Here is a 22,575-nt window from a genome sequence, read left to right as displayed (position 1 = left end):
AGACGGCATAGACGACAGCCTTTTTCCGATCTGTCAGTGATCCGCTGACAGGCGTCTTCCGCCTGTTCAGCTCCGCCTCACCCCGTGCCACGTATCGGAAGGAGACCCCCTTCGTGGGCGTCAAGTACGTGATAGTCGAGCCCGATCCGCCCGGCTGGTGGGCCCGCAACAAGTTCAGGACCGTCGTGGTCCTGGCGGTGGCCGCCGTGGTCTATCTGCAGGGCCGTGAGAACGGTTCCGCCGATGGTCCGCAGCCGCCCGCCCCGTCGCCGTCGGTGAGCGTCAGCCGAACGGCGCCGTAGCCCGGCCGATCCCGCCGGCCCCGGAGCGCCTCTCACCGTTCCGGGTCCGGCGGGGACGCCCGGTCACCCCGACCGACGCGCCCTTCACACCGATGAAGGAGCACCGTGTCCGTCTCCCAGATCCTGGCCCGCCTGCAGGGCAAGCGGGCCGCGTACGACACCACCGGCGAAGTCATCCAGCTCCTGGACGAGCAGTACGCGCGCGTCCACGACACCCGGCTCCCGGCCCACCTGCAGCGCACCGCGCACCTGGAGCAGCTGCTCGCCTTCCAGCCCGGCCTGGTCGACGCCCGCGCCACGGCCGCCGACCTCGCGCTGTACACCGAAGCGCTGGTCACCGCCGCCCGCAGCAACGGCCACACCGAGCTCGCCGAGCGCCTGGTCGATGTCGCCGAGACGCTGCACGGGGCCGTCGCCGAGCTCGCCGCCGCGACCCACGCCACCGTGCCCGTTCCGCAGGTGCCGCTCGCGTACGCGGCCTGACCTGCACCAACAAAGAAAGCATCCTCGGAAGATGCCGAAAGCTTGAAATGCATCCTCCAAGGATGCATTATTGATGTGCGGGGGCCGTCCGGCCCCGCACTCTCCGGACCAAGGAGTTCGTCTTGACCACCTCTCAGACCTTCACCGCCACCGCCGCCGGCGCCTTTTGGACCGACGTCATCAGTCACGTCGGCACGGTCACCGTCACCATCGACAAGACCCTGAAGCACACGGTCGTCACGGTGAGCACGGGCGACGACGAGGGCCCGCTCGCCGACGCGGTGCGCGGCACCACGATGAGGGAGAGCACGTACAAGAGCCTGGACTGCCTCACCGTCGACGTTCCCCAGGTCCGGGGCAACGTGATGACGATGGGCACCTCCACCTTCAGCTTCAACGGCGGCAGCGTGGTGGTCGGCCAGAACTTCGGTGTCGTCCGCGGCTCCGTGTCCGCCATGACTGTCGGCAACGGCGACGTCATCATCGGCGGCCGCAAGGTCGTCTCGAACGGCCGGGTCGTCGCCGAGCAGGGCACCGTCGTCAGCGGCGGCGGGGCGGGCACCATCACCGTCGACGTGAGGGTGCCGAGTGAGCTGTCCTCGCTCCGGCTGGAGACCACCAGCGCCGACCTCACCGTCCACGGCGACCTCCAGGTCCTGGACGTCCACTCCGTCAGCGGCGACGTCGAGGCCAGGGGCGTGCACACGCTGCGGGCCAGCACCACTTCCGGCGACGTCGAGGTTGAGCGGGTCGACGGCCGGGTCGACGTCACCTCGGTCTCCGGGGACATCGAGATCGGCGCGTACAACGGCACCGAGTTCCGCGCCAAGACGGTCAGCGGCGACATCCACGTCAGCGCGACCCCGCTGGCCGACGGCTCGATCGACGCCACCACGGTCTCCGGCGACGTCACCACGCGCGGCACCGGCCAGCTGCACGAGCGCGTGCGCACCGTCTCCGGCAAGCACCGCAGCCGGTGACTTCGCCCCGGGGCGGCCGCCTAGTCGCCAAACTCACCGGCCGCCCCGGGCCTCCCGTCCCGCTCCAAGAGGAGCAGGGGGCAGACACATCGTCCCTCGTATCCAGATGGAGCCACCCATGACACCGCGACCCGACGAGCAGGACCGCACCGAACTGCGGGACCTGGTCGCCAAGGCCAGCAAGCGCCGCGACCAAGAACACGAGCGCGTCGAGACCGAGTTCTGGCGGGCGATCGACGCCCTGCAGGGCAGCTACCACGGCGCTCAGCAGGACATCGCCGACGCCCTGGAGATCAAGCGCAACCAGGTGCTGCGGCAGACCAAGCGCTACCGGTCCGCCGACCAGCCCGCCGCCGACTGACCCCCGGCCGCCGTCCCGGCCCGCCCCCCCTCGGGCCGGGACGGCACCCGCCGGGAGACGCCCCCGAGGAGGGCCCGATGCCCCAGTACCCCCCGGCTCCCGGCGAGATGCCGGCCCCGAAGACGCCCGCCACCTTCCTGCGCGAGCACGCCGCCTACACCACCACCGCCGTCTCCGCCGGAACCCTGCTGGCCCTGGCCCGGATCTGGAACGAGCAGGGCGCCGAGCACAGCGTCGGAGCCGCGGCCCTGATGCTCGCCTTCGGCGGCGCGTCCGCCCTGTTCGCCGTCCGGCTGGACGACCCGACCGCACAGGCCGTCTTCGCCTCCGGCGCGATGACCTTCGGCGCCCTGTCGGTCGGCGTCTACTCCGACCCCATCACCCCGGCCCTGATCATCTGGGCGGTCGCCCTGATCACCTCCTGCGTGATGATCGGCCGCTCCCACCGCACCGACCACCGCGTCCGGCGGGCCCACCTCAGCGACATGCAGGCCCGGAACCTGGAGCGCAACGCCGACCTGGCCGTCGCGAAGGTCGAGGCCAGCGCCCTGGTGGACGCCGCCCGCGAGCAGAGCGCCGCCATGGCCGCGCTCGAAGAGGCCCGCGCCCACCGCAGCGCCCTGGACGAGAACGGCGCCGTCGACCCGATGGCGATGCTCCGCGCCACCGGCCAGCTCCCCAAGCTCTCCGTCGTCCACGACGCCGACCGCCGCACCGCCTGAGCCAGAGGAGGAACCCGATGTTCACCGCAGGAGACAAGGTAAAGATCGTGAGCTGCGCGGACGACCCCCGCGCGGCCGGGAAGACCGGCACGGTCGTCGACGAGGTGCCGCCCGGCCCGCTCACGCAGGGCCGGTGGACGGTACAGAAGATCAGCGCCTTCATCGGTCCGGTCCTGTGCCACACGAACGAGCTCCACAGGATCGGGGGCCGGTGACCATGAAGCTGCGACTTCCCTGGATGAGCCGCGAGGACAAGCGGTGCTGGCGCTCCGCCGCCGGACTGCGGGACCTCGGCTCCCTCGTCGCCGCCTGGCTGATCGGTGATATCGCCAGCCAGCCCGGCTACCAGCCCAAATGCGGGCCCGACGAGGAGACCTGGCACCTCATTCCGGTGCTGGTGGCCGTCAACCGGCTCGGTTACGTCACCGACGGCTCCCAGCCCGGATTCGACGGGCCCGGCGACGACGGGCAGCGCTGGCTCCAGCGCGCCGCCGTCTCCGGCCTGGTCGACGACCCGCAGCTGCGCGACCGCCTGGTGGCCGCCGCGAAGATGGCCGGCCTCACCGTCGTCCAGCACGACATGACGCCCCGTCGGCACGCCGAGGGCATCCCCGTCACCAAGTCCGGCGGTCACGACTACACCTGGTTCGGCCGCTTCCTGCCGGTCCGCGACCTGCAAACCGTCTGGCAGCCGGAGATCATCGGCCGTCGCGCTTTCGGCAAGGTCGCCGGGGCATGGCAACTCACGCTCATCGACCCCGAGTGGGGCCGCGACGACGTCCTGTGGGAGGCCCTGGCGGAAGTCGTCCGCCAGTACCGGCTCGAAGACGTCGAGCGGCAGGCCCGCAAGGCCCGCGAGGCGCTGACCCACGAGAACCTCTGCCGCCGCTTCGCCAATCCCTTCCTGGCCCGCCCGATGGTCAAGGAGTGGCACGAGGAACGGCTGAACGCGGCGATCGACGAGGCGAAACTCAGCGGCTGCACCGACGCCGCCATCGAACTGGTCGTCGGCTGCGAGTGCGACTGATCTGTCCATGCCCCGTGCCGACCGGCGCCCTGATGGGCCGGCCGGTGCGGGGGACCGGACAGCCCGGCCCCCGACGAGATCAGACAGAGGAGGTGGACGCCATGGCGCACTGGGAGATCAGGATCCCCACTGTCACCGCAGACCAGCGGAGCGGCGTCCAGGTATTCACGTATCCCGCAGAGACGTATCCGCTGCAGCTCCTGGCCAAGCGTCAGGCCCGCAGGGACGTCGACAGCGCGGACGCGATCCGGCACCGCCGAGGTGCTGAGGCCCGGCCCGAGGCCATAAAGGCCATCTGGCACGAGACCTACGAGTTCTGAGTTCGCCCCGGGGCGGCCGTCCTACGGCCAAGCAGACCGGCCGCCCCGGGCCCATCCATCCCGTACGAGACGAGACGGAGAACCCCATGATGACGCAATCGGAACCGTTCTTACAGCTCCTGATCCCGCTCCTGGCGGGAGGGTGGGCGCTGCACGCGCACCGCCTCTACCAGCGTCTGCACCGCGGCCGCCGCGACCCGCTGACCGGGCTGCTGACCCGGGACGGCTGGAGCCGCGCCGCGGACCGTGCCATCCGCCGGCACCGCCGCGCGGCCGTTCTCCTTGCGGACCTCAACGGCTTCAAGGCCGTCAACGACCGCCACGGCCACGACGCGGGCGACGCCGTCCTCGCCGCCGCCGGCGAACGGCTCGCCGCCTGGTGCGGCAGGAACGACGTCGCCGGACGGCTCGGCGGAGACGAATTCGTCGCGGTCCTCGCCGACGACGTCCGCCTGCCGGACCGGCTCGCCGACCTGGCGGAGCTCCTGCGTCAGCCCGTCCACCACAACGGGCACGAGCTGCGCGTCGGCGCCTCCATCGGCGCCGCCCGGCTCGCCGAACTGGACACCCCGACCCTGGCCGCTGCGCTCAAGGCGGCCGACACCGCGATGTACCGGATCAAGGGGCGCACCCGGGGCGGCCGCCGCCTCCTGGCGCCCACGCTCGCCACGGTCCGCCGCCACATCCAGCAGCGCTTCCGCCTCGCGGTATGACGATCGCCGCCCTGCGCCTCCTGCTCGATGAGGTGCAGCCCGACGTCGTGCGTCCGCCGGCCCCCCAACTTCCGCCCCGCCGAATCCATCCGCGCAGCAAGGAGAACCGTCACGTGAACGCCTACGACGCCGTCATCCTGTCCATGAACAGCGACAACTACAGCGATCAGCAGATCGCTGACCACCTCGGAATCGACCGCGCCGAGGTCACCCAGATCATCGACGTCGCGAAGGCGGACCAGAGCGGCCGGCCGCAGGTTCCCGCCGAGCGGATCGAGCAGCAGGCACCGGCCCCCGAGGCGATACCCGGGGTTGCCGAGCTGCTCGCATGGGCCGCCGCCCACGACGACAAGGCGGTCCGTGCCGACGGCGAGCGTGCGGCCGCCGTCCTCGGCGCGCTGCGCGAGCGCCGCCAGGTCGACGCCGAACTGGAGCAGATCACCACCGAGGCCACCCAGTTGGAGAAGCGGCTGACCGAACTGCGCACCCGCGAGTGCGAGTTGCGGCCCGCCGCGAAGCCCGGGAAGCAGCGGGACTACGACCCCCGCGAAGTCCGCGCATGGGCCCGCGAGCAGCAGCTGGCCGTCCCCGACCGGGGCCAGATCCCCAAGGACGTGCTCGCCGCCTGGCGTCAGCGCCCGGACCACCGGCCGCTCGCCGTCGCCAGCTGACCATCCCCGCACCGCCCGCACCAAGAAAAAAGCATCCTCCGAAGATGCGAAACTCTAGAAATGCATCCTCCAAGGATGCATTATGGGGGTGTGGGGCCGACCGACCGGCCCCGCACCCCCGGCCAGGGGACGGCCGCACCTACCGCCAAGCAGACCGGCCGCCCCCGAGCCCTTCCCATCCCGCGTACGAAACAGGAGAGCCACAGAATGACCGATCGACTCCGCGCCATCGAGGGCCTGGCCCTGGTCGCCACCCTCACCAGCGTCTTCGGCGAGATCCACCCGCTGTGCGACCAGTTCGTACAGAACAGCCACGACGCGACGACCAAGGGGATGCACGGCTCCCACCTCGTCTACCGCAACGACGGCTCCCCCGCCGAGGAGAACCCGTGGCGGCACGGCAAAGAGGGCCGCACCTGCACCGCCAGCGCCTACGGCAGGCGCTCGGTGAGCCGACACGTCGCCAGCTACAGCGCCGTGCAGCTCGCCTCCACCCTCGCCGTCACCCGCACGCTGGGCTACCGCGTCCCCGCGGCCGCGCTCCTCACCGGCGCCGCGATCAACGCGATCACCCACGGCATCATCGACCGGCGCGACCCGCTGCTCTGGCTCGCCGAGAAGACCGGCAAGGGCGGCTACATCAAGCACGCCACCGTCGTCCGCAAGGCCGGCGGCGAGGGCACCGAGTACCCGAAGGCCGTCCAGGACGTCTCCGGACCCGGCACGGCGCTGATGGAGCTGGACCAGGCCGCGCACCGCGCGATCGGCGTCGCCGCCGCCCTGGTCACCACCTGGATCACGCTCCGCAAGGGCGGCCGCCGATGAGCGCCGACTGCGTGTTCTGCTCCATCGTGGCGGGCGAGCTCCCGGCGACGGTCGTCCGCGAGTGGGACGACACCATCGCGATCCTGCCGCGCGGCGGCTGCACCGAGGGTCACGTCCTGGTCATCCCCCGCACGCACGTCGCGGACGCCGGGGTCGACCCCGAGGTGACCGCCCGGACCATGGCCCGCGCCGCCGAGCTGATGGCGGAGCACGAGAACGCGAACATCATCACGTCCAAGGGCTCGATCGCCACGCAGACCCAGTTCCACCTTCACGTGCACGTGGTGCCCCGGGTCGACGGTGACGGGCTCGCGCTCCCCTGGACCGGCCAGTCCGACTGGGACCGGCTGTGCCCGAGCGGGACGCCGCGCTGAACAAGCTCAGCGTGCTGGCCGACCGGGTCGAGGACGCGGGCAGCCAGATGGGCACCCACTACGTCCGAGAGGCCCTCGAAGGCGGCACCGCCCGCTCGGTCGCCGAGTACGTCCGAGCCCAGCAGGCGGCGGGGGTGTTCGACGCATGAGCCGTCTGACGCCCACCGTCATCTACGCCCGCGAGCCGATCCCCGCCCCGGGCCCGAGCGTCTTCCTCGCCGGACCCACCCCGCGCGCCGGCGGCGACGTCCCCTCCTGGCGGCCCGCCGCCATCGAGGAGCTCGCCGCCCGCTGGAGCGGCGAGCAGCCGCTGACCGTGCTCACCCCGGAGTCGCGCGGCGGCATCCGCGCCAAGCACTACGACGACCAGGTCGGCTGGGAGACCGAGGCCCGCGCCGCCGCCGACGCGATCCTGTTCTGGATCCCCCGCGACCTGGCGACGCTCCCCGGCTTCACCACGAACGTCGAATTCGGACTGGACGTGGCGACCGGCAAGGCCGTCCTCGGCGCACCGGCCGACTGCCCCAACCCGGAGCGCAACCGCTACCTGGTCTACGTCGCCGAGCGGCACCGCGTGCCCGTACGGGACACGCTCGCCGCCACGGCGGCCGCCGCCCTGGACATCGTCGCCGCGCGCCAGGAGAACCGGCTGTCGGCGGACCGGCAGATCGCCAAGGTGAGGTCGGCGGCCGCCGTGGTCCGCCTGGGACTGCAGCAGCTGCTCGCCGAGGCGAAGGAGACCGCCAGCCCCGCAGTACGCGTCGAGATCCTGCGGCTCCTGCACGACGCCACCGCTACGGAGGAGGGCGTCATCGACCCGCTGCGCGACCTGGTGGCCGCGCTGAGCGTCTCGGTCATCGGCGCCGAGGACATCGACGACATGGACATCTCCGACGCCGTCGGCCAGCTGGACGAGGCGGCCGCGTACCTCCAGGACTACGCCGGACCGCGCATCGACGGCGCCCGCCAGGCACTTGAAGACCACGCCCAGGAGGCAGGACAGTGACCGAGACCTTCGAGACCATCCGCTACACCGCCGACGTCATCTTGCTGGCGGCTGGGCGCGTTCTGCTGATCGAGCGCGGCTGGAACCCGTACGAGGGGTGCTGGGCACTGCCTGGCGGTCACGTGGACGCCGGGGAAACCAGCTTGGCCGCCGCCTCCCGCGAGTTGGCCGAGGAGACCGGCATCAACCTGTCCACCGCCGCTTTCCGGCAGGTGGGCACCTTCGACAACCCCGGCCGTGACCCGCGCGGCCGGTACGTCACCGTCGCCTACGCCGCCACCCTGCCCGAGGCCGTTCCGCCGGTGGCGGGGGATGACGCAACCGCCGCCCGTTGGTGGCCCCTTGACGCGCTGCCGCCGCTGGCGTTCGACCACGCCGACATCCTCGCTGTTGTCCTGCCGGAGGTGTCCGAATGACCGCGCGCGCAGTGCTCACCCCGACGACCGAGCCGGTCGGCACCGACGGCTACACGCTGCGCGAGCGGGCGTGGAAGCGCGAGGCCGACAACCACGTCCAGGCGCTCAACGCGCTGCTCGCCGAGCGCGGCGCCCCGATCCGCTTCACCTTCCCGGCCCCGGTCGCCGTCCCGTTCGACGGACCGGGCCCGGAAGAGGCGTACGCCGGTGCGCTGCCTTTGGACGGCGAACTCGCCGACATCCTGCAGCTGTCCACCGCGCTGCTGCAGGCCGTCCGTACCGGCACCGAAGACGTCGGCGATGAACGGGTGTTACTGCTCAAGCGGGCGGCACTCACCGACAGGCTCGCCCTCGCGGCTTCGTACGACATCGAGGCCCAGAGCCGCGCGATCCGCGAGGCGCGCATCCTGATGACGTTCGACGGTGTCCACCACATCGGCCGCGGCGAGTTCGCCGCCGACTCGATCGAGGTCGACGGGGCCGGCGGACCGCGGGCCTACGTCCGCCAGGAGTACGCGGCCTGGCACGTCCCGATCCCCCCGGGCGAAGGCATCTGACGGATTCGCCTCCGCACTCTCACGGCAGCACGACACAGTGAAGCCCGGGGCCGCTGGAATCGGCCCCGGGCTTCACCCATGAAGGGAACACCACGATGCCCACCCCGACCACCGACTCACCCGCCCGGGTCCGCCGGATCTACGAAGGTCACGCCGGGCTGTACGCGGACAGTCTCGTCACCGAGGCCGCCGCCCTGCTGGACGCCTACCTCGCTACCGCCGAGCAGCACGGCCTGGACCGCAAGGCAGCCGACGAGGAAGGGTGGCTCGCGGTAAGCGCCGCCGAGGCGATCGCCCGGAAGTACGGCCGGCCGCAGACCGAGCGGACGTCCGCCGAGCTGAGCCAGCTCGTGCGCGAGCTGAACACTGCGCTGATCGCCGAGGGCTTGGAGGTCGTGCCCACCCAGGTCCCGATGGGCACGGGCGTCGCCCCGCTGCCCGGGGGGCCGACGTGGGGAATGAACGGCGGCTTGACCGTCGCGCTCTACTCGGACAGCGGATGGCACCTGATGGTCAACGCCGCCCGTACGACGGTCCACACGATCCACGCTCCGGTCACTGCCGACGGCATCCGCGAGGTCGCCGAGCTCGTGCACCGCGTACTGCGCGGCGACATCGCCGACCCGTTTCGCCGGAACCGGTGGTGACCGCGGTGACCGACACGAACGGCATCGACGCCGCGGCGTCGCTCGGCGCGTTCTTCGCCGAGCGGACCGCGCAGGCCCGCGCCGAGGCGGCGAAGGCCAACGCCGCCCGCGCCGAGGCAGAGCAGGCGGCTGCGGCCTTCGCCGAACGGCAGGAGCTCCCGCCGGCGGTCGGCGCGATGAAGCAGGGCTGGGAGATGGCCGGGTGGTTCACCGAACGGTCCTCACGCATCGGCTCCGACGCCATCAGCGGCAAGGCGAGCAGGGAGCAGTACGACCAGGCCAAGGCGGAGCGCGAAGCCGTGCTCGACTGGCTGGACGCCAACGGGTACGAGGTGCCCGGCCCGTACCGGTGATGACACCCGGCCGGGGACTCGACTGGCCCCGGCCGCGCCCGCCAGACTCGACAGCACGTAGGGAAGGAAACCCGGCATGAGCGCTCAGCCCGTACATCACCACCAAGCCCCGCCGGCCCCGGGCGCGGCCGCGCAGTTGCGCAGGCAGATCGCTGAGCACGACGCGGCTGCGCGGTGGCTGCCCGCCTTCGAGCGGGAGTGGTCGAACGCGCTGGAGGAATCCCGCCAGACCTTCGACATCAGCCCGCTGCACGAGGTCGTGCGCGAGTGGCAGGGGCGCTTGTCGACCTCTCCGGCCGTCGCCGCGTTCGTCGCGGGCGGGTACGAGGACACCGACAGCGTCGCCCTGGAGGACGTGATCGGGGCACGCCCGTGACCGACGCCTGGCCCGTACGGCTGGCCACCACCGGCCTCCGTCTACCTCGCCGACCTCGATCCCGCCGTCCAGGAGATGGTCCGCGACGTCCTGGACATCGCTGCCCGCTCTCCGTGGTCCTGGCCCCAGTGGGACCGCACCGACCCCGAGGGCGAAGACCTGCGGCGCGCGTCGATCGGCCCGCTGACCGTCGTCTACTTCGTCAACAGAAGCCTCAGTCACCTGCGTGTCATTGACATCGTCTGGGTCGGGTAACAGCCCGCCGTATCCCAAAGGCCCCCGCTCCGCACCGGATCATCGGTGCGGAGCGGGGGCCTTTCTGCGTTCCGGGGGTACGTGCGCCGGAACGCACCGGCACAGTGTCTACGCGGCGCTGTCCCTCGCGGTGATCCGGTCGTCGAGGTAGATAACGGCCGTCGGCCCGTCCTGCCCGTTGGACGGCACCACGTTGAGCAGGGCCTGGGAGATCGCCGAGCCGACACGCCGCGCGATCGACCGGTCCACAGCGGTCCACGGGCTGTTGACGGGATCCGGCTGGACGTTGCGGCACCAGCTGAGCACCGCGGCGAGCGTGGTGCCGGACAGCGGCACGGTGACCATGCCGTCCTGGTCCGAGCTGATCTCGTCTTCGGCGGGCGGACGGAACGCGGTGCCGGGGCCTCTGTCGGGTCCGATGATGGTGGACTCGATGTCCCTGGGAACGCTTTCCTCCAGGTAGGCCCAGGTGTTGCGGTGACAGCGGACCCGGGCCACCCCGACGCCGGCGGCTTTGGCCATGTCGCTGCGGTAGCTGTCGTAGCTCTTGGGCCAGTTGTTGTACGGATCCTTGCCGCCTAACAAGCTGCTGATGATTCCCAAGGTGTTCTCCCTCCCGACGGTGCGCGGCTTTCGCACACCGGTGATCAGCGTGGACGTGATGGGGAAACCTGCCACCGATCGGCGACGTTCACTCCGTCGGTGCTGGTTCGGGCTGAGCCTTGCCGAGGCCGGCACCGCGGGCGTCACGCATGTGCGAGCACCATCCGGCCCTGGGGGTGAAGGCGGCGCTGGTGGTCTTGCCCACGGCAGGGAAGAACCGTTTGCCGTCGGGGGACTGCGGAGTGGTGCCCCAGGTGTAGGTCTCGTAGCCGTGCATCGCTCGCCGCATCATGCGGGTGCCGTAGCCCTTGCGCTGCCAGAGGTCGGTAACCCGGATTTTGGCAACGAGCCCTATCCGGCAGCGTGAGCAGGTGGCCCAGGTCAGACGGGCGAAGTCGTAGCCGTCGGCGGTCTGAACCCGGATCTGGTGGTAGCCGCCATCGGCGACTTGAGGGAAGTACACCCAGCTCTCCGGCTGCCCGTCGTCATCTGGGACGGCGGTTGCCGCCGCGTCAGCGGTTCTGCGCGGCCGCGGTATGAGTGCGGACAGGATGGTTCGCCACCGCGTGGTCATCGTCTGTTTCTCCTTGTCCCGGATGGATGTGTGCCTGGTCCGGCTCGTCGACGCTGGCGCGACGAGACCGAGTACCAGGCGCTCGCCGACGTCGCCGGAGCTCCCGATCCGACCGCCCCATAAGACGCGCCTCCCGAAGTCGTCGAGAATCCCTCACACCTATGCATCACCGTCCGACTTTTTCGTGTACCGGGAATCTGGTCGTACGGTGATGGACCAGCTTTCCGTACCGTGTCGACCTATCCGGTTCATGATCGGAAAGAGGAGAAGCACGAAGGGGGTTCCCCTGTCGGGGAACCCCGGCAAGCCGGAAAAGCACAAGCGCACAAGGTGGGACACAGGGCGCGACACAACGCGGGACACGGGGGGCGGCCATGGCCTGGCTGACGAAGATCGTGGCGGATGAGCAGGTGGAGTACCGGCTGCGCGAGCAGGCTGGCTGTTCCGTTTCGGAACACGCCGAGGTCGCCGTGGACGACGTCGACCAGGCGCTGGAGTACCGGCTGCGGCCGGAGGGCGACGCGGCGCTCGTGTGGATGGGCAGCGGTCTCGCGGCCGTGGGCCTGGTCGACGGCGCGGTTCTCGATGACGCGGGCAAGGACGCGGCCCGGCGGCTGATGGCCGGGTGTCACCCGGCGACCGGCGCCCGGCTGATCCGTACGCGGACTTCCGTACGGGCCCACCCGTTGGCGCAGCTGACCACCGCCAGACTGATCGAGGCGATCGTGGCCGCCGCCGAGGAGCGCGGTGTGGAGCCCGCGGCTCTGCTGGAGGGCAAGCCGAAGCAGCAGAGGGTCCTCGCGCAGCAGCAGCGGATGGTGCACTTTCAGGGCGAGCGGCACCGGATGCAGGTCGGCACACTCCACAAGCTCGCCCGTGCCGCCGGCCTCGACCTCGCGGACGTGTACGGGGAGACCGAGTTGGCCGAAGCGTGGGCGCACAAGGACGTCCGGACGGACGACCGGGTACGCGGCTGGGACCTGGTCCTGGATCTCCCCAAGAGCGACAGCGCGCTTCAGGGCCTCATGCCCGAGCCGGGCGAGCGGGAGTACCGCGACCTGGTGCACCAGGCCAAGGCCGACACCTTCCGGCAGCTCGAGGAGTGGGTTGGGTACGCGGTCGGCTCCGAGGACGGGCAGCCGGTCCGGCTCGCGGCCGGCGGGCTGATGGCGTGGTCGGTGGAGCACCAGTCGGCGCGGCCGTTGGGCGACGGGCAGCCGGGCGACCCGCATCTGCACGTCCACGTGACCATCCCCAACATGGCGCTGTGCGAGGACGGCGAGTGGCGCAGCATCGCCAACTCGGGGAAGGACCTCCACCGCCACGCCAGCGCGCTGGACGCCTACTTCAAGGCCCGCGTGCGGGCGCTGACCTACGAGCGGTTCGGCGTGCGGCGGGAGCTGGCAGAGCGGACCGGCGCGTGGGAGGTCGCCGGAATCCCGGAGGAACTGCGATCGGAGTTCTCGCGGCGTCACGAGGGGATCGTGGCTGAGGCCGGGGAAGAAGCCACCCGGCAGGAGCGCGACCGGGTGTCGGCAGAGAGCAAGCGCGCCAAGCACGCGGCGGACGCGTCGGCGATGCGCGCCAGTTGGCGGCAGCGTGCCGAGGACACCGGGATCGACGTCGACGCGATGGTCGCCGCAGCGGCCCCCGGACCGCCCGGCCCGTACGACGGAGGCTCGGGTGTCGACGGCCCCGCCGGACCGCGCATCCCGCCGCCGGCGGACCTCGCCGCGATCGTGTTCGACCCGGACACCGGGCTCACCCGCAGCGAGAAGACGTTCAGCCGCGCGCAGCTGCTCGCCGCAGTCGGCAACGCTCTGGAGTACGGGCTCCCCGACGAGCCGGGCCTCCTGGACGAACTCGCCGACGAGGTCCTCGCGGTGGAGGGCTACGCGGTGCGGGTGCCGGACGTCGGATCCACGGTGATGACGGCGACCTCCCGCTACACCACCCAGGACATCCTCGATGCCGAGGACGTCGTGACCGCCCAGGCGCTCGCCCGGGTCGGCGAGAACGCCGCGGTGTTGTCCGCCGACCAGGCCGCCGCGGCGATCGACGTGTTCGAGGTCGCCGCCGGGTACGAGCTGTCCGCCGAACAGCGCGCGGCCGTAACGCGGCTGCTGACGGCCGGGCACGGCATCGACACGGTCGTCGGCGTCGCCGGGGCGGGCAAGAGCACCCTGATGGAGGCGTGCCGGATCGGCTGGGACGCGACCGGCACCACCTACGCCGGGGCCTGCCTGAGCGCGGTGGGCGCTCAGAATCTGAGCAACGCCTCCGGGATTCCGTCGAAGACGATCGCCGCCTGGCTGAAGGACGTCGACGGCGGCAAGGGCCTGCGCGGTGTCGACGTCCTGGTGGTGGACGAGGCGACGATGGTGGACGACCGGTCCGCCGCCGTACTGATGACCGAGGCCGCGAAGACCGGTACGAAAATCGCGGCGATCGGCGACCACCTCCAGCTTCAGGCGATCGGGCCGGGCGGGTGGTTCCGTGAGACGCATCGTCTGGTCGGCGGGCTCACCCTCACCGAGAACCACCGCCAGGAGGACGCCGCCGAGCGGGCCGCGCTGGAGGTGTGGCGGACCGGCGACCACGCGCAGGCCCTGACTATGCTCGCCGCCGGCGGGCGCGTCCACGCATCCGAGAGCGCGGACGACGCCCTCTCCCAGATCCTCACCGCCTGGGACGAACTGCGGAAGCGGTGGCCCGACGGACACGACCTGGTCGACGCCCTGGTCGTCCTGGCCGCGCGCAACGCGGACGTCGACGCCCTCAACCTCGGTGCCCAGCAGATCCGGCGGGCCGCCGGCGAACTCGGTACGGAGCACAACTACGCGCTGCCCGGCGGCGACCGGCTGACCCTCGCGGTCGGCGACGCCGTACGGGTGCGCGCCAACGACTACCGCAGCAAACGCGGCCAGGGGCCGAACCTCCTCAACGGCTACCGGGCGATCGTCACCGACATGGACGCCGACCGGCGAGTCGAGATCACCTGGCGCACGCGCGCCGCCGGCGGCCACCGATACGAGTCCGCGTGGCTGACGCCGGACCAGATCGCACGCGGTGACCTGTCCCTCGGCTACGCGATGACGATCGCGGCGAGCCAGGGACTCACCTGCGACACGTCGCTGCTGTACGGGCACGGCGCCAACGCGTTCGCGACGTACCCCGGCATCACCCGGGCCCGCCGGGAGAATCACCTGTGGCTGCCGCTCGCCGTCATCGAGGACGAGACGACGCAGGCCCGGCTCGGAGCCGCGCGCAGCGAGAAGGAGCGCCTGGAGCGCGCCGTCACCGCGTTCGCCCGCTTCCTGGGGCAGTCGCGGCCGGACTCCATGGTGTCCGATCTGCTGCGCGAGCCCCCGGAGCCCGCTCGTCTGCCCGCCCAAGTCGTCCGCGCCGACGACGACTTCGAGGCCCGGCAGCGCGCCCTGGAGCGGCGTGCGGACGCGGCGGCGGCCACATCCCCCTCCGTCCGTCTCCCCGAGCCGCAGGAAGCCGTCTCCGGCCCGTCCACGGACCGGCTCAGTGACGAGCACCTCGCGCGCCTGGAGGCGATGGACAAGGACCGGGAGGAGCGGGCGGTCCCGTCGTGGGAGACGCGTCCGTACGGCCGACTCAGCGCGCAGAGGCTCGCCGGGGCGCTGCGCGACAACGAGGAAGCCGCCAGGTGGTGCGACCGGGCGGCCGTCGAATCCGACCGGGAGGCGACCGAGATCCGGGAGCGCCTGGAGCAGCAGAAGGCCGACGGGCAGACGCGCGGCCAGAAGTACGTCGGCGAAGCGCGCGAAGTCCTCGGACAAGCTGAGGACCTGCTCGCCACCGCACGGCGGGAAGCCGGAGCAGCCACCACGGCCGCCGCCACCGCCACACAGCTCACCGGATACATCGAGCAGGTCAAAGAGCACGGCGAGAAGGGGCGCCTGGCCCTGCGGCTCGCGGGCACCTCGCGCAAGGAGTCCAAAGAACTGACCCTGGAGTACCAGGGGCAGCGGGCCGCCGCGTGGCAGGAGCAGGCCCGCGCCAAGAACGCCTCCCGCGACGCCGGCGACGCCGCGTGGGAGCTGCTGCGGACCGACGCGGCCACCAGCTCGCTCGTGGCCGGACAGTACCGGCCCAAGACCACCGAGGACCTCGCCGAGAAGCTGGACGAAATGCGCGTCGCCGTACCGCGCAGAGGCCACCGCATGGACGTCCGGGACCTGGAGAAGGTCGCCCGCGCCCACGGCCGCGCCATCGAGCAGCGCAGGGACGCGGTGGAGCACCGCAGCATCGTCACGGGCGTACAGGGCGAGCAGGCGCTCCGGGAGCGGATCGCGGACCAGCACCCGGACCTGCACCGCCAGGAGGCCGCCCAGCGAAGCGAGTTCCGGCGGCAGCAGGCCCAGAAGGCTCCCCGCGTCGAACACCCCAGCGCCCCCGAGCAGCAGCAGCCGCCGCCGAGCCGAGGCCGCACACGGTGATCTACTTCCGTCATGAGCACCGTGCGACGTCCTCTCGGCACCGGCCCGAACACCACGGCGGCGGCGCCGGCCGGGACCGCGCCGCGGCTCCTGCCCGCCGAACGCGCTGAGCAGAGCGAGCTCCTGGCGGACGTCGACGTCGACCAGGCGGCGGCCGTCACATCCGTACGAAGGCCGCTCGGTCCGGGGCGAGTTCTTCCGCAGACACCCTCGTAGGTAAGTAGTCGGCGCCCGCCGTGCCGCTGAATCGCGGTGTTGACCTGCGCGTTCATCTGCTCCGGGAACATGGTCCGATGCGACCTGAGGCGCGACCTGAGGCGCGACTTGAGAGGCGACCTGAGGCGCGACCTGAGGCGCGACTTGAGAGGCGACCTGAGGCGCGACCTGAGGCGCGACCCGCGCGGTTCAGTATCAGATCCCCTTATGCCCTGTTGCTTCGTCGGCGCCGTCTTGCCGTTCTACGGCTGGAGCGTTCGCGAAAGCCCGGTCCATCAGGGGAAACAGTCCGTACCCTCTCGCCCCGTACCCCTCCCCCAGTCGGCACAGCGGGGGTACGGGTCCGGCCGTTTCGCCTGTTCATCGCACCTTCTGCGGGTACAGCCCTATCGACGTCCGTGATACGGCCGTGCGGTGCAGTGAACGCCCCACCGCCGGGGGTGTACAGCCACCCGTACACCGGCCTGTCACACGGCCTGTCCTGCTCTCCGTCCCGACCTGCACGAACGCCCTTCCGCCTCCGAGACCACCCGCTCCCTTCGTCCCTTGAGAGTGGGTGGTCTCGGAGGTTCCAGGGGTGAAGGTCGGGACGGAGAGCAGGACAGAGGTCGGGGATGGATGAGGAGTTGGTCAGGGCTGGGCTGGGAGTTCGGCAGAGGAGTGGAGAGTTCGGCGAGGTGGGGGCCGGGAGCTGGAGATCGGGTATTTCGGCAACGGTGAGGGCGGGGCGGGGATGGAGCGCGGTCTGTTCGAAGCCGCGGGGGTTCTTGGACTTTCTGGACCCCTCTACGCGCGGGCGCGCGACGAGGGCGCCGGACGGACCTGCTCCTGCCCAGGACCAGGCCGACATCGCTCGCCAGGCTCTCGTACAACAGGCCGACGAACGTACCGACGGGCCTCCTGCCGCCCCTCGGACGACAGGGCACCGTACTGGCTGCACCGCCGGACGTTCCTCATGGCCATATCTCCATGGTGCTCCTGTCCGAGCCGGGCGGCACGGTCATCCATTGGCGAGCGGGGGCGAAAACGGTCGCTAAGCCCGACCGCCGCGCTCAACGGGCGGGCTGCAACCGCTGGCTTCCACGCTTTGTCCTCATCCTCATGACAGCCAATCGACGGTCTCCGGCCGCCCCGAATGAGCGAGAGCTTCGGTTATCGAGGATCGGCCGGGCGCTGACCTTCTCCTTCGGCGCCGCGGTCCTGGTCGCGGGTGGCGTTTTCGGCGGCCTGTGGGTCTTGCTCGAAGTCGAGGAGATTGGCACCACTGCCAAGCTCGACGCGAAGACGCTCTTCGACCTGGTGAAGCTCTCCTTCGGGGTGGTCGCCGGGTCCGGTGCGCTCGTCGCCCTTGTTGTCGCCTACCGCCGCCAGCGCGTCGACGAGGCCGGCGCCCACCGCGAAGCCACCCGGCTGCACACCGAGCGCTTCTCCCAGGCCGTCGACAAACTGGGATCCGACTCCCCAGCCGTCCGGCTCGGCGGCGTCCATGCCCTGGCTGGCCTTGCCGACGACGCCCCCACACAAGACCTGCGCCAAACCTGCATCGACGTCCTGTGCGCCTACCTCCAACTCCCCTTCGCCCCCGACCCCGGCAACGACCCCGCCCACCAAGACGAACACCACCGCTACCTGGCCTTTCGCAAGGTCCGGCACACGATTCTGCGTCTCATCGGCGACCACTACCGACGCCCCCGGGGAACCCACCGCTCCTGGCAAGGCTGTGACCTCGACCTCACAGACGTCACGATCGACAGCAGCATGGATTTCAGCGGCGCGACGTTCTCCGGCGGCACGGTGGACTTCACTGAAGCGACGTTCTCCGGCGGCACGGTGGACTTCACTGAAGCGACGTTCTCCGGCGGCACGGTGTACTTCATCGGCGCGACGTTCTCCACCGACGGCGCGGTGGAATTCCGCGGCGCGACGTTCTCCACCGGCGGCGCGGTGAACTTCCTCGGCGCGACGTTCTCCACCGACAGCGGGGTGTTCTTCCGCGGCGCGACGTTCTCCGGCGGCACGGTGGACTTCAGCGTCGCGGATTTCTCCGGCGGCACGGTGGACTTCACTGACGCGACGTTCTCCGACGGCACGGTGGAATTCCGCGGCGCGAAGTTCTACGACGGCACGGTGGACTTCCGCCGCGCGACGTTCTCCGACGACAGCACTGTGAACTTCACTAACGCGAGGTTCTCCGGCGCCACGGTGGACTTCAGCGCAGCGACGGGTCCGGCTCCCCAGGGGGTTCTCGCTGCCGTCGGCACGCCTGTTCGTTCGGGAGTCGTCCTTTCTTCCGCTTGGCTGCCCCCAGTTCCATAGCGCTGCGGGGGCGTCGCGGGGGCTTAATCGGCCGCCTACGCCCCCTGCCGCCCTGGAACGTCTCATCCAATCGGCGACCAGCGGAAATGTGATCGCGAGCCAATCAGGGCCGCACCATACTTGCGCCTCCCCTCTCCGGGGGCTGATACATCCATGCAGATTGTGCGGTAAGCCCTCGTCGTCGTCCCTGGGTCGGCGGCCGCGGACTCACGGGAGGGCAGCTGTCCGGATGTGGATGGCTGATCATCGTCTCGCGCTGTCCGGACGGCGGCCGCCACAGTGGCGCGATGGACGCAGGACTCGCCGCCGTGCTCGGCGCCACCGTCGGAGCCGTCGGCACAGCGGCGGCCGGCGCCACCGCGGCGCTCCTCAGCCGCAGCACGGCCCGCCATCAGGTGAGGACCGAGACCCTCCGGGCGCTGCGGGAGTCACGGCGGGCCACCTACGTCAGCTACGCGAAGACGATCGACCACTACCTGGACAAGCTCTCCACCACGCTGATCCCCCTGGCCCGGGTTGAGCGCTTCCCGGAGCAGCGCGAGATGTGGACCGAGAACGCACACAAGCGCTGGAGGGAGGCGCTCACGTACCGGCAGGGCGAGGTCGACACCCAGAGGGTTCTGCTGCAGCTGGACGCCGCACCGCCGGTTGCCGAGGCCGCGCAGCAGGTGGCCAAGTGGTGTGTCCTCCTCAGCCGGGCAACTGCCCGCGCGATCGCGGACCTCAAAGGGAACGACCTGGACGGCGGGCCCCTCTCGCCGCCGTCACCCGGATACGCCGAGCTTCTGGCGGCGGAGGGGTTCGACCCGGAGACGCCCGATCTCGAACTCCTTGGGAAGCGAGCGCGCGCGGCGTACCGCGCCTTCCTGAGCGCGGCCGCCGCCGACCTCGGCGAGGTCGGGCTGCTCTGACGGGTGGAGTCTTCCAGGGAGAACGCTGTCCCGACCCGCATAGATAACGCAGATAACTGCTCTGTTATCTGCACTAAGGTGATCATCGACCAGGGAGAACGCGCCCGTTCTCCGACACGGCGAGCACCTGTTATCTGTGGCAAGGAGATCCGTGGCGACCGTCGTCCCTCTCAAGACCGGCTCCGGAGCGGCGACCGTGCGCACCGCCGCCGACCGCTACCTCGACTCCCTCACCGTGGCGAACACCCGCCGGGCCTACACCACGGCGCTCGGCAAGGTCGTCCCCGAACTCGGCGAGTCCCGGCCCCTGTCGGCCGTCGCCGACGACGAGATCGGCCAGGCGCTCGAACAACTCTGGGGCACCGCCGCCGTCAGCACCTGGAACGCACGGCGCGGCGCGGTCGGCGGCTGGCTCGCCTGGTGCCACGAGAGCGGACTGCAGCCGCCGCACATCCCGGCCTGGTGCAAGCGGATGCCCGACCCCGGCTCCGACACCCCGGTCCGCTCCAAGACCGCCATCGACCGCCTGATCGCGCGGCGCGACATCGCCCTGCGCGAGAAGGTCACCTACCGGATGCTCTACGAGACCGTCGCCCGCGCCGACGAGCTGCTCGGCGTCAACATCGAGGACCTCAACCTCCCCGCCCGCCAGGCCCAGGTGAAGGCCAAGGGCGCCAAGGCCGTCCGCCGCCGCGGCCACGCCCGCGAGGACTACGCCACCGAGACCGTCTACTGGGACGCTGGCACCGCCCGGCTGCTGCCCCGCCTGATCGGCGAACGGACCCGCGGCCCGCTGCTCGTCACCCACCGCAGGCCCGGCCCCGGCAAGGTCCTCACCCCGCGCGATGTCTGCCCCGATACGGGCTTGGCCCGCCTCTCCTACGGCCAGCTGCGCGCGCTGCTGGACCGTCACACCTGCGTCGGCGGCGGGGAAGGCAGCGGCTGGGACCCGCACGAGTTCCGCCACTCCGGACTGACCCACCTCGGCGAACAGGGCGTCTCCCTGCTGCTGTTCATGGCGAAGTCGCGCCACAAGTCCGTCAGCGCCGCGCGGAAGTACTTCAAGCCCGGCGCGGCCGCCCTCGCCGAAGTCACCAGCTTGCTCGCCCCCAGCGACAGCAGCCGCTGACCCGAGACGCACAGCAGCCCCCGGACCACCGTGGTCCGGGGGCTGCTGCGTGTGTCAGAGCTCGAGAGGGGTGGCAAGCCTCTTCGTGAGCCAGGCCGGTCAGACGGGAAATCCGCCTGGCCTGCCAGGAGGTGATGGGCGAGTAGATCCAGCGACGTTGGGTGAGTTGGTTCATGCCGCGATCCATACCCGCATCGCCAACCACGATCGCGATAGCCAACTGACAGGCCGATCTGGTGAGCCGTATACCGATAGACCTACCGATACACCTATCGACGCGCCGGCCTTCCAACAGGTCCGCGCTGCTACGCCTCGATCCCTGCACAGCCGGCGGGTACGCCGGGACCACCGTCGCTCGCATGGTCCGTGTCGGCCGAAGATCCTCCGACGGACCGACATCCCACAGAAGCGCCCTGACCAGCAGGAACAAATTTCGTCGCAGATTTTTCTAGAAAGTGCGTGGGATGAATCGATGAACTTTCCATAGGGCGATGCAAGTAGAACTTTATGTATGGGACGAGGTATGCGCGATTATGCAAGATCAAATTTACGAGCCGAACGGGTCCCAGGAGGCTCCTGCAGCGGAGCGCGGCAAGCAGGGCAACTCCGAGAAACTGGAGGCGGACCGCGCCCTGCACGGGAGGCTCCAGCGGTGCGGCTTCACCGGCTGGGAGATGGATCTCCTGCGCGAGGACCTGTGGCTCTACGGCTGGAAGTGCCTGCGCGCATGGATGAAGGACGGCTCGATCTTCGCGAAGTGCGGTGAACGCGGCATCGCCGTCCCCGCCCGCTGGCCTGAAGCCGAGACGCTCGCCCGACGCGGCGACCTCCGTGACGAGGTCGCCCACAACGCCGTCGAGCTGGCGGTGAGGACCTTCACCGAGGAGTACCTCCCGGACGGCCGCTGGGATCCGGGCAAGGGCGCCACGATGCGTACCTACTTCATCCGGACCTGCATGTACGCCTTCCGAGAGGCATTCAAGGACTGGTCCCACAGGTACCGCCGAAACCTCTTCTCCGCCGCCGACCCCCTGGTCCACGCCGACCTGTACTCCCCCTATGGCTCGTACGAGGACGCCACGGTGCTCCAGGAGACCATCCAACGGATTCTGGAGAACGCCGGACCGGAGGTCCGCGCGATCTGCGGGTGCATCTGGGAGACCAAGATGTCCCAGAAGGAGATCGGCGACGAGCTGGGGATGACCTCCCGGGCCGTCGAAGGACACATGCGTCGGCTGCGTGCTCGCGTCAGGCTCCTGGTCGCCAAAGGCGAGATCGAACCGCTCTACGGCCGACTCTCCGCACCGAAGGCGGGTGCCCGATGAACAACGGAAACGGGATCGACCTGCGTACGGCGCTGCTGTTTCTCGCTGGCGGATTCGGAACCTACATCGCGTTCCTGCACCCGGCCGTCGGCGTCGCTCTCCTTGTCGGCATCGGCGTGATGACTCTTCTGCACCTGCTGCTCAAGTAGTGCCCCGGACACCGGCGCTGAGTACGACCATGGGCACCGGCTTCCTGGTGGCCAAGTCGTGTGCACACAACCCCGCTCGCGGCGGCGGGTACGCCACGCCGCGACTCGAGGGCTGGCCCGGCCGCAAGCTGCGGCCGGGCGGCGAGGCTGCCGAGGAAGCCGTGGCCTGCGGTGGCGGGACGGGTACTCACGTGAGTACCTCTGCGCGGTGGCACGGGGCGGCGTACCTACTGCCTCTCATCCGGGCGGAGGAGCCGATCTGCCAGGCGAGGCCGAAGGGCCGTCGGCACGTGAACAAGGGGTCGGTCGCGGGATCCCGCGTCACATTCCGCGGCTGCCACCCCATAACTAAGTCGCAAGTGCCCCCCACGCGAGCGAACGTACTCACTGCCTCTCAGGTCAGAGCCAGGGCTTGCGCCGCTTGGTCCTCGCCGGTCCATTCTGCTGCCCGGCACTCCAGGAGCCCCGGCCGTCAAGCCCTGGCGAATCCGTCCC

General features: G+C 70.7%; 29 protein-coding genes. 27 read left to right on the top strand and 2 right to left on the bottom strand.

The genetic code is table 11. From position 1 onward, the window contains the following. Positions 1 to 113 precede the first annotated feature (113 nt). The 20 genes from ACFWHU_RS37425 (at position 114) to ACFWHU_RS37330 (ending at position 10,388) form a co-directional block, all read left to right on the top strand. Complete coding sequence (locus ACFWHU_RS37425) at positions 114 to 302, top strand: hypothetical protein (protein WP_387230697.1); 189 nt, start codon at positions 114 to 116, stop codon at positions 300 to 302. A gap of 105 nt (positions 303 to 407) precedes the next feature. Next, positions 408 to 785 carry a hypothetical protein gene (locus ACFWHU_RS37420; RefSeq protein ID WP_387230695.1) on the top strand — a complete coding sequence of 126 codons (378 nt, stop codon included), beginning with the start codon at positions 408 to 410 and terminating at the stop codon, positions 783 to 785. Positions 786 to 907: 122 nt separating this feature from the next. Continuing rightward, positions 908 to 1,765, top strand: a complete 858-nt coding sequence (locus ACFWHU_RS37415; protein ID WP_387230693.1) for a DUF4097 family beta strand repeat-containing protein — start codon at positions 908 to 910, stop codon at positions 1,763 to 1,765. 118 nt (positions 1,766 to 1,883) lie between these two features. Next, complete coding sequence (locus tag ACFWHU_RS37410; RefSeq protein ID WP_387230691.1) at positions 1,884 to 2,126, top strand: hypothetical protein; 243 nt, start codon at positions 1,884 to 1,886, stop codon at positions 2,124 to 2,126. 77 nt (positions 2,127 to 2,203) lie between these two features. Continuing rightward, positions 2,204 to 2,848 (top strand): hypothetical protein, encoded by a 645-nt coding sequence (locus tag ACFWHU_RS37405; RefSeq protein WP_387230689.1) that lies wholly within the window; start codon positions 2,204 to 2,206, stop codon positions 2,846 to 2,848. Between the two features lie 17 nt (positions 2,849 to 2,865). Further along, positions 2,866 to 3,063, top strand: a complete 198-nt coding sequence (locus tag ACFWHU_RS37400) for a hypothetical protein (RefSeq protein WP_387230687.1) — start codon at positions 2,866 to 2,868, stop codon at positions 3,061 to 3,063. A 2-nt stretch (positions 3,064 to 3,065) separates the two neighbouring features. Beyond that, positions 3,066 to 3,875: a DUF6919 domain-containing protein gene (locus tag ACFWHU_RS37395; RefSeq protein ID WP_387230759.1), complete on the top strand. Its 810-nt coding sequence runs from the start codon at positions 3,066 to 3,068 to the stop codon at positions 3,873 to 3,875. Between the two features lie 101 nt (positions 3,876 to 3,976). Further along, a complete protein-coding gene (locus ACFWHU_RS37390; RefSeq protein ID WP_387230685.1) occupies positions 3,977 to 4,195 on the top strand; it encodes a hypothetical protein in 219 nt (72 codons plus the stop codon). 86 nt (positions 4,196 to 4,281) lie between these two features. Beyond that, positions 4,282 to 4,908, top strand: coding sequence for a GGDEF domain-containing protein (locus ACFWHU_RS37385; protein ID WP_387230683.1), 627 nt, complete (start codon positions 4,282 to 4,284; stop codon positions 4,906 to 4,908). Then, a complete protein-coding gene (locus ACFWHU_RS37380; protein ID WP_387230681.1) occupies positions 4,905 to 5,579 on the top strand; it encodes a histone-like nucleoid-structuring protein Lsr2 in 675 nt (224 codons plus the stop codon). Before ACFWHU_RS37385 ends, ACFWHU_RS37380 begins: the two co-directional genes overlap by 4 nt. 207 nt (positions 5,580 to 5,786) lie before the next feature. Beyond that, positions 5,787 to 6,404: a hypothetical protein gene (locus ACFWHU_RS37375; protein ID WP_387230679.1), complete on the top strand. Its 618-nt coding sequence runs from the start codon at positions 5,787 to 5,789 to the stop codon at positions 6,402 to 6,404. Continuing rightward, positions 6,401 to 6,778: an HIT family protein gene (locus ACFWHU_RS37370; protein ID WP_387230677.1), complete on the top strand. Its 378-nt coding sequence runs from the start codon at positions 6,401 to 6,403 to the stop codon at positions 6,776 to 6,778. Before ACFWHU_RS37375 ends, ACFWHU_RS37370 begins: the two co-directional genes overlap by 4 nt. Beyond that, positions 6,754 to 6,927, top strand: coding sequence for a hypothetical protein (locus ACFWHU_RS37365; RefSeq protein WP_387230675.1), 174 nt, complete (start codon positions 6,754 to 6,756; stop codon positions 6,925 to 6,927). The genes ACFWHU_RS37370 and ACFWHU_RS37365 overlap by 25 nt, the downstream gene beginning before the upstream one ends. Next, positions 6,924 to 7,784, top strand: a complete 861-nt coding sequence (locus ACFWHU_RS37360; RefSeq protein WP_387230673.1) for a nucleoside 2-deoxyribosyltransferase domain-containing protein — start codon at positions 6,924 to 6,926, stop codon at positions 7,782 to 7,784. The genes ACFWHU_RS37365 and ACFWHU_RS37360 overlap by 4 nt, the downstream gene beginning before the upstream one ends. Continuing rightward, positions 7,781 to 8,200, top strand: coding sequence for an NUDIX domain-containing protein (locus ACFWHU_RS37355; protein ID WP_387230671.1), 420 nt, complete (start codon positions 7,781 to 7,783; stop codon positions 8,198 to 8,200). The genes ACFWHU_RS37360 and ACFWHU_RS37355 overlap by 4 nt, the downstream gene beginning before the upstream one ends. Then, a complete protein-coding gene (locus ACFWHU_RS37350; RefSeq protein ID WP_387230669.1) occupies positions 8,197 to 8,757 on the top strand; it encodes a hypothetical protein in 561 nt (186 codons plus the stop codon). The genes ACFWHU_RS37355 and ACFWHU_RS37350 overlap by 4 nt, the downstream gene beginning before the upstream one ends. Before the next feature lie 95 nt (positions 8,758 to 8,852). Beyond that, positions 8,853 to 9,404 (top strand): hypothetical protein, encoded by a 552-nt coding sequence (locus tag ACFWHU_RS37345; protein ID WP_387230667.1) that lies wholly within the window; start codon positions 8,853 to 8,855, stop codon positions 9,402 to 9,404. Between the two features lie 5 nt (positions 9,405 to 9,409). Further along, on the top strand, positions 9,410 to 9,757 hold the full coding sequence (locus tag ACFWHU_RS37340) for a hypothetical protein (RefSeq protein WP_387230665.1): 348 nt from the start codon (positions 9,410 to 9,412) through the stop codon (positions 9,755 to 9,757). Between the two features lie 76 nt (positions 9,758 to 9,833). Next, entirely contained in the window at positions 9,834 to 10,133 is a 300-nt protein-coding gene (locus ACFWHU_RS37335; RefSeq protein ID WP_387230663.1) for a DUF6247 family protein, read from the top strand. Between the two features lie 75 nt (positions 10,134 to 10,208). Next, complete coding sequence (locus ACFWHU_RS37330) at positions 10,209 to 10,388, top strand: hypothetical protein (protein ID WP_387230661.1); 180 nt, start codon at positions 10,209 to 10,211, stop codon at positions 10,386 to 10,388. A gap of 108 nt (positions 10,389 to 10,496) precedes the next feature. Here ACFWHU_RS37330 and ACFWHU_RS37325 read toward each other — a convergent pair whose 3' ends face one another. Both ACFWHU_RS37325 and ACFWHU_RS37320 read right to left on the bottom strand, forming a co-directional pair. Beyond that, a complete protein-coding gene (locus ACFWHU_RS37325) occupies positions 10,497 to 10,991 on the bottom strand; it encodes a hypothetical protein (RefSeq protein WP_387230659.1) in 495 nt (164 codons plus the stop codon). A gap of 88 nt (positions 10,992 to 11,079) precedes the next feature. Then, the gene (locus ACFWHU_RS37320; protein WP_387230657.1) at positions 11,080 to 11,565 is read right to left on the bottom strand and encodes a hypothetical protein; all 486 of its coding nucleotides are present in this window, start codon (positions 11,563 to 11,565) and stop codon (positions 11,080 to 11,082) included. A 374-nt stretch (positions 11,566 to 11,939) separates the two neighbouring features. Between ACFWHU_RS37320 and mobF the strand changes: the two genes are divergently transcribed. From mobF to ACFWHU_RS37285, 7 genes are all read left to right on the top strand, one after another. Next, positions 11,940 to 16,034, top strand: coding sequence for a MobF family relaxase (gene mobF / locus ACFWHU_RS37315; RefSeq protein WP_387230655.1), 4,095 nt, complete (start codon positions 11,940 to 11,942; stop codon positions 16,032 to 16,034). Between the two features lie 12 nt (positions 16,035 to 16,046). Then, positions 16,047 to 16,250 (top strand): hypothetical protein, encoded by a 204-nt coding sequence (locus tag ACFWHU_RS37310; RefSeq protein WP_387230653.1) that lies wholly within the window; start codon positions 16,047 to 16,049, stop codon positions 16,248 to 16,250. A gap of 1,101 nt (positions 16,251 to 17,351) precedes the next feature. Beyond that, positions 17,352 to 18,566, top strand: coding sequence for a pentapeptide repeat-containing protein (locus tag ACFWHU_RS37305; protein ID WP_387230757.1), 1,215 nt, complete (start codon positions 17,352 to 17,354; stop codon positions 18,564 to 18,566). Positions 18,567 to 18,853: 287 nt separating this feature from the next. After that, a complete protein-coding gene (locus ACFWHU_RS37300) occupies positions 18,854 to 19,477 on the top strand; it encodes a hypothetical protein (RefSeq protein ID WP_387230651.1) in 624 nt (207 codons plus the stop codon). 151 nt (positions 19,478 to 19,628) lie between these two features. Then, positions 19,629 to 20,606, top strand: coding sequence for a tyrosine-type recombinase/integrase (locus tag ACFWHU_RS37295; RefSeq protein WP_387230649.1), 978 nt, complete (start codon positions 19,629 to 19,631; stop codon positions 20,604 to 20,606). A gap of 533 nt (positions 20,607 to 21,139) precedes the next feature. Next, entirely contained in the window at positions 21,140 to 21,931 is a 792-nt protein-coding gene (locus ACFWHU_RS37290) for a hypothetical protein (protein WP_387230647.1), read from the top strand. Next, the gene (locus ACFWHU_RS37285; protein ID WP_387230645.1) at positions 21,928 to 22,080 is read left to right on the top strand and encodes a hypothetical protein; all 153 of its coding nucleotides are present in this window, start codon (positions 21,928 to 21,930) and stop codon (positions 22,078 to 22,080) included. The genes ACFWHU_RS37290 and ACFWHU_RS37285 overlap by 4 nt, the downstream gene beginning before the upstream one ends. Positions 22,081 to 22,575 lie beyond the last annotated feature (495 nt).

Origin of the sequence: Streptomyces sp. NPDC060366 (assembly GCF_042725135.1) — a bacterium.
GTDB lineage: Bacteria > Actinomycetota > Actinomycetes > Streptomycetales > Streptomycetaceae > Streptomyces.
Note: the sequence above shows the minus strand (reverse complement) of the source record. Positions and strands in the feature narration are given on the sequence as shown.

Excerpts from the sequence above, each read along its gene's own strand:
- ACFWHU_RS37345 (WP_387230667.1), top strand. The coding sequence starts at position 8,853 with ATGCCCACCCCGACCACCGACTCACCCGCCCGGGTCCGCCGGATCTAC.
- ACFWHU_RS37400 (WP_387230687.1), top strand. The coding sequence starts at position 2,866 with ATGTTCACCGCAGGAGACAAGGTAAAGATCGTGAGCTGCGCGGACGAC.
- mobF (WP_387230655.1), top strand. The coding sequence starts at position 11,940 with ATGGCCTGGCTGACGAAGATCGTGGCGGATGAGCAGGTGGAGTACCGG.
- ACFWHU_RS37375 (WP_387230679.1), top strand. The coding sequence starts at position 5,787 with ATGACCGATCGACTCCGCGCCATCGAGGGCCTGGCCCTGGTCGCCACC.
- ACFWHU_RS37305 (WP_387230757.1), top strand. The coding sequence starts at position 17,352 with ATGACAGCCAATCGACGGTCTCCGGCCGCCCCGAATGAGCGAGAGCTT.
- ACFWHU_RS37385 (WP_387230683.1), top strand. The coding sequence starts at position 4,282 with ATGATGACGCAATCGGAACCGTTCTTACAGCTCCTGATCCCGCTCCTG.
- ACFWHU_RS37320 (WP_387230657.1), bottom strand. The coding sequence starts at position 11,565 with ATGACCACGCGGTGGCGAACCATCCTGTCCGCACTCATACCGCGGCCG.
- ACFWHU_RS37380 (WP_387230681.1), top strand. The coding sequence starts at position 4,905 with ATGACGATCGCCGCCCTGCGCCTCCTGCTCGATGAGGTGCAGCCCGAC.
- ACFWHU_RS37310 (WP_387230653.1), top strand. The coding sequence starts at position 16,047 with ATGAGCACCGTGCGACGTCCTCTCGGCACCGGCCCGAACACCACGGCG.
- ACFWHU_RS37405 (WP_387230689.1), top strand. The coding sequence starts at position 2,204 with ATGCCCCAGTACCCCCCGGCTCCCGGCGAGATGCCGGCCCCGAAGACG.
- ACFWHU_RS37335 (WP_387230663.1), top strand. The coding sequence starts at position 9,834 with ATGAGCGCTCAGCCCGTACATCACCACCAAGCCCCGCCGGCCCCGGGC.
- ACFWHU_RS37390 (WP_387230685.1), top strand. The coding sequence starts at position 3,977 with ATGGCGCACTGGGAGATCAGGATCCCCACTGTCACCGCAGACCAGCGG.
- ACFWHU_RS37285 (WP_387230645.1), top strand. The coding sequence starts at position 21,928 with ATGAACAACGGAAACGGGATCGACCTGCGTACGGCGCTGCTGTTTCTC.
- ACFWHU_RS37350 (WP_387230669.1), top strand. The coding sequence starts at position 8,197 with ATGACCGCGCGCGCAGTGCTCACCCCGACGACCGAGCCGGTCGGCACC.
- ACFWHU_RS37360 (WP_387230673.1), top strand. The coding sequence starts at position 6,924 with ATGAGCCGTCTGACGCCCACCGTCATCTACGCCCGCGAGCCGATCCCC.
- ACFWHU_RS37410 (WP_387230691.1), top strand. The coding sequence starts at position 1,884 with ATGACACCGCGACCCGACGAGCAGGACCGCACCGAACTGCGGGACCTG.
- ACFWHU_RS37370 (WP_387230677.1), top strand. The coding sequence starts at position 6,401 with ATGAGCGCCGACTGCGTGTTCTGCTCCATCGTGGCGGGCGAGCTCCCG.
- ACFWHU_RS37395 (WP_387230759.1), top strand. The coding sequence starts at position 3,066 with ATGAAGCTGCGACTTCCCTGGATGAGCCGCGAGGACAAGCGGTGCTGG.
- ACFWHU_RS37330 (WP_387230661.1), top strand. The coding sequence starts at position 10,209 with ATGGTCCGCGACGTCCTGGACATCGCTGCCCGCTCTCCGTGGTCCTGG.
- ACFWHU_RS37290 (WP_387230647.1), top strand. The coding sequence starts at position 21,140 with ATGCAAGATCAAATTTACGAGCCGAACGGGTCCCAGGAGGCTCCTGCA.
- ACFWHU_RS37300 (WP_387230651.1), top strand. The coding sequence starts at position 18,854 with ATGGACGCAGGACTCGCCGCCGTGCTCGGCGCCACCGTCGGAGCCGTC.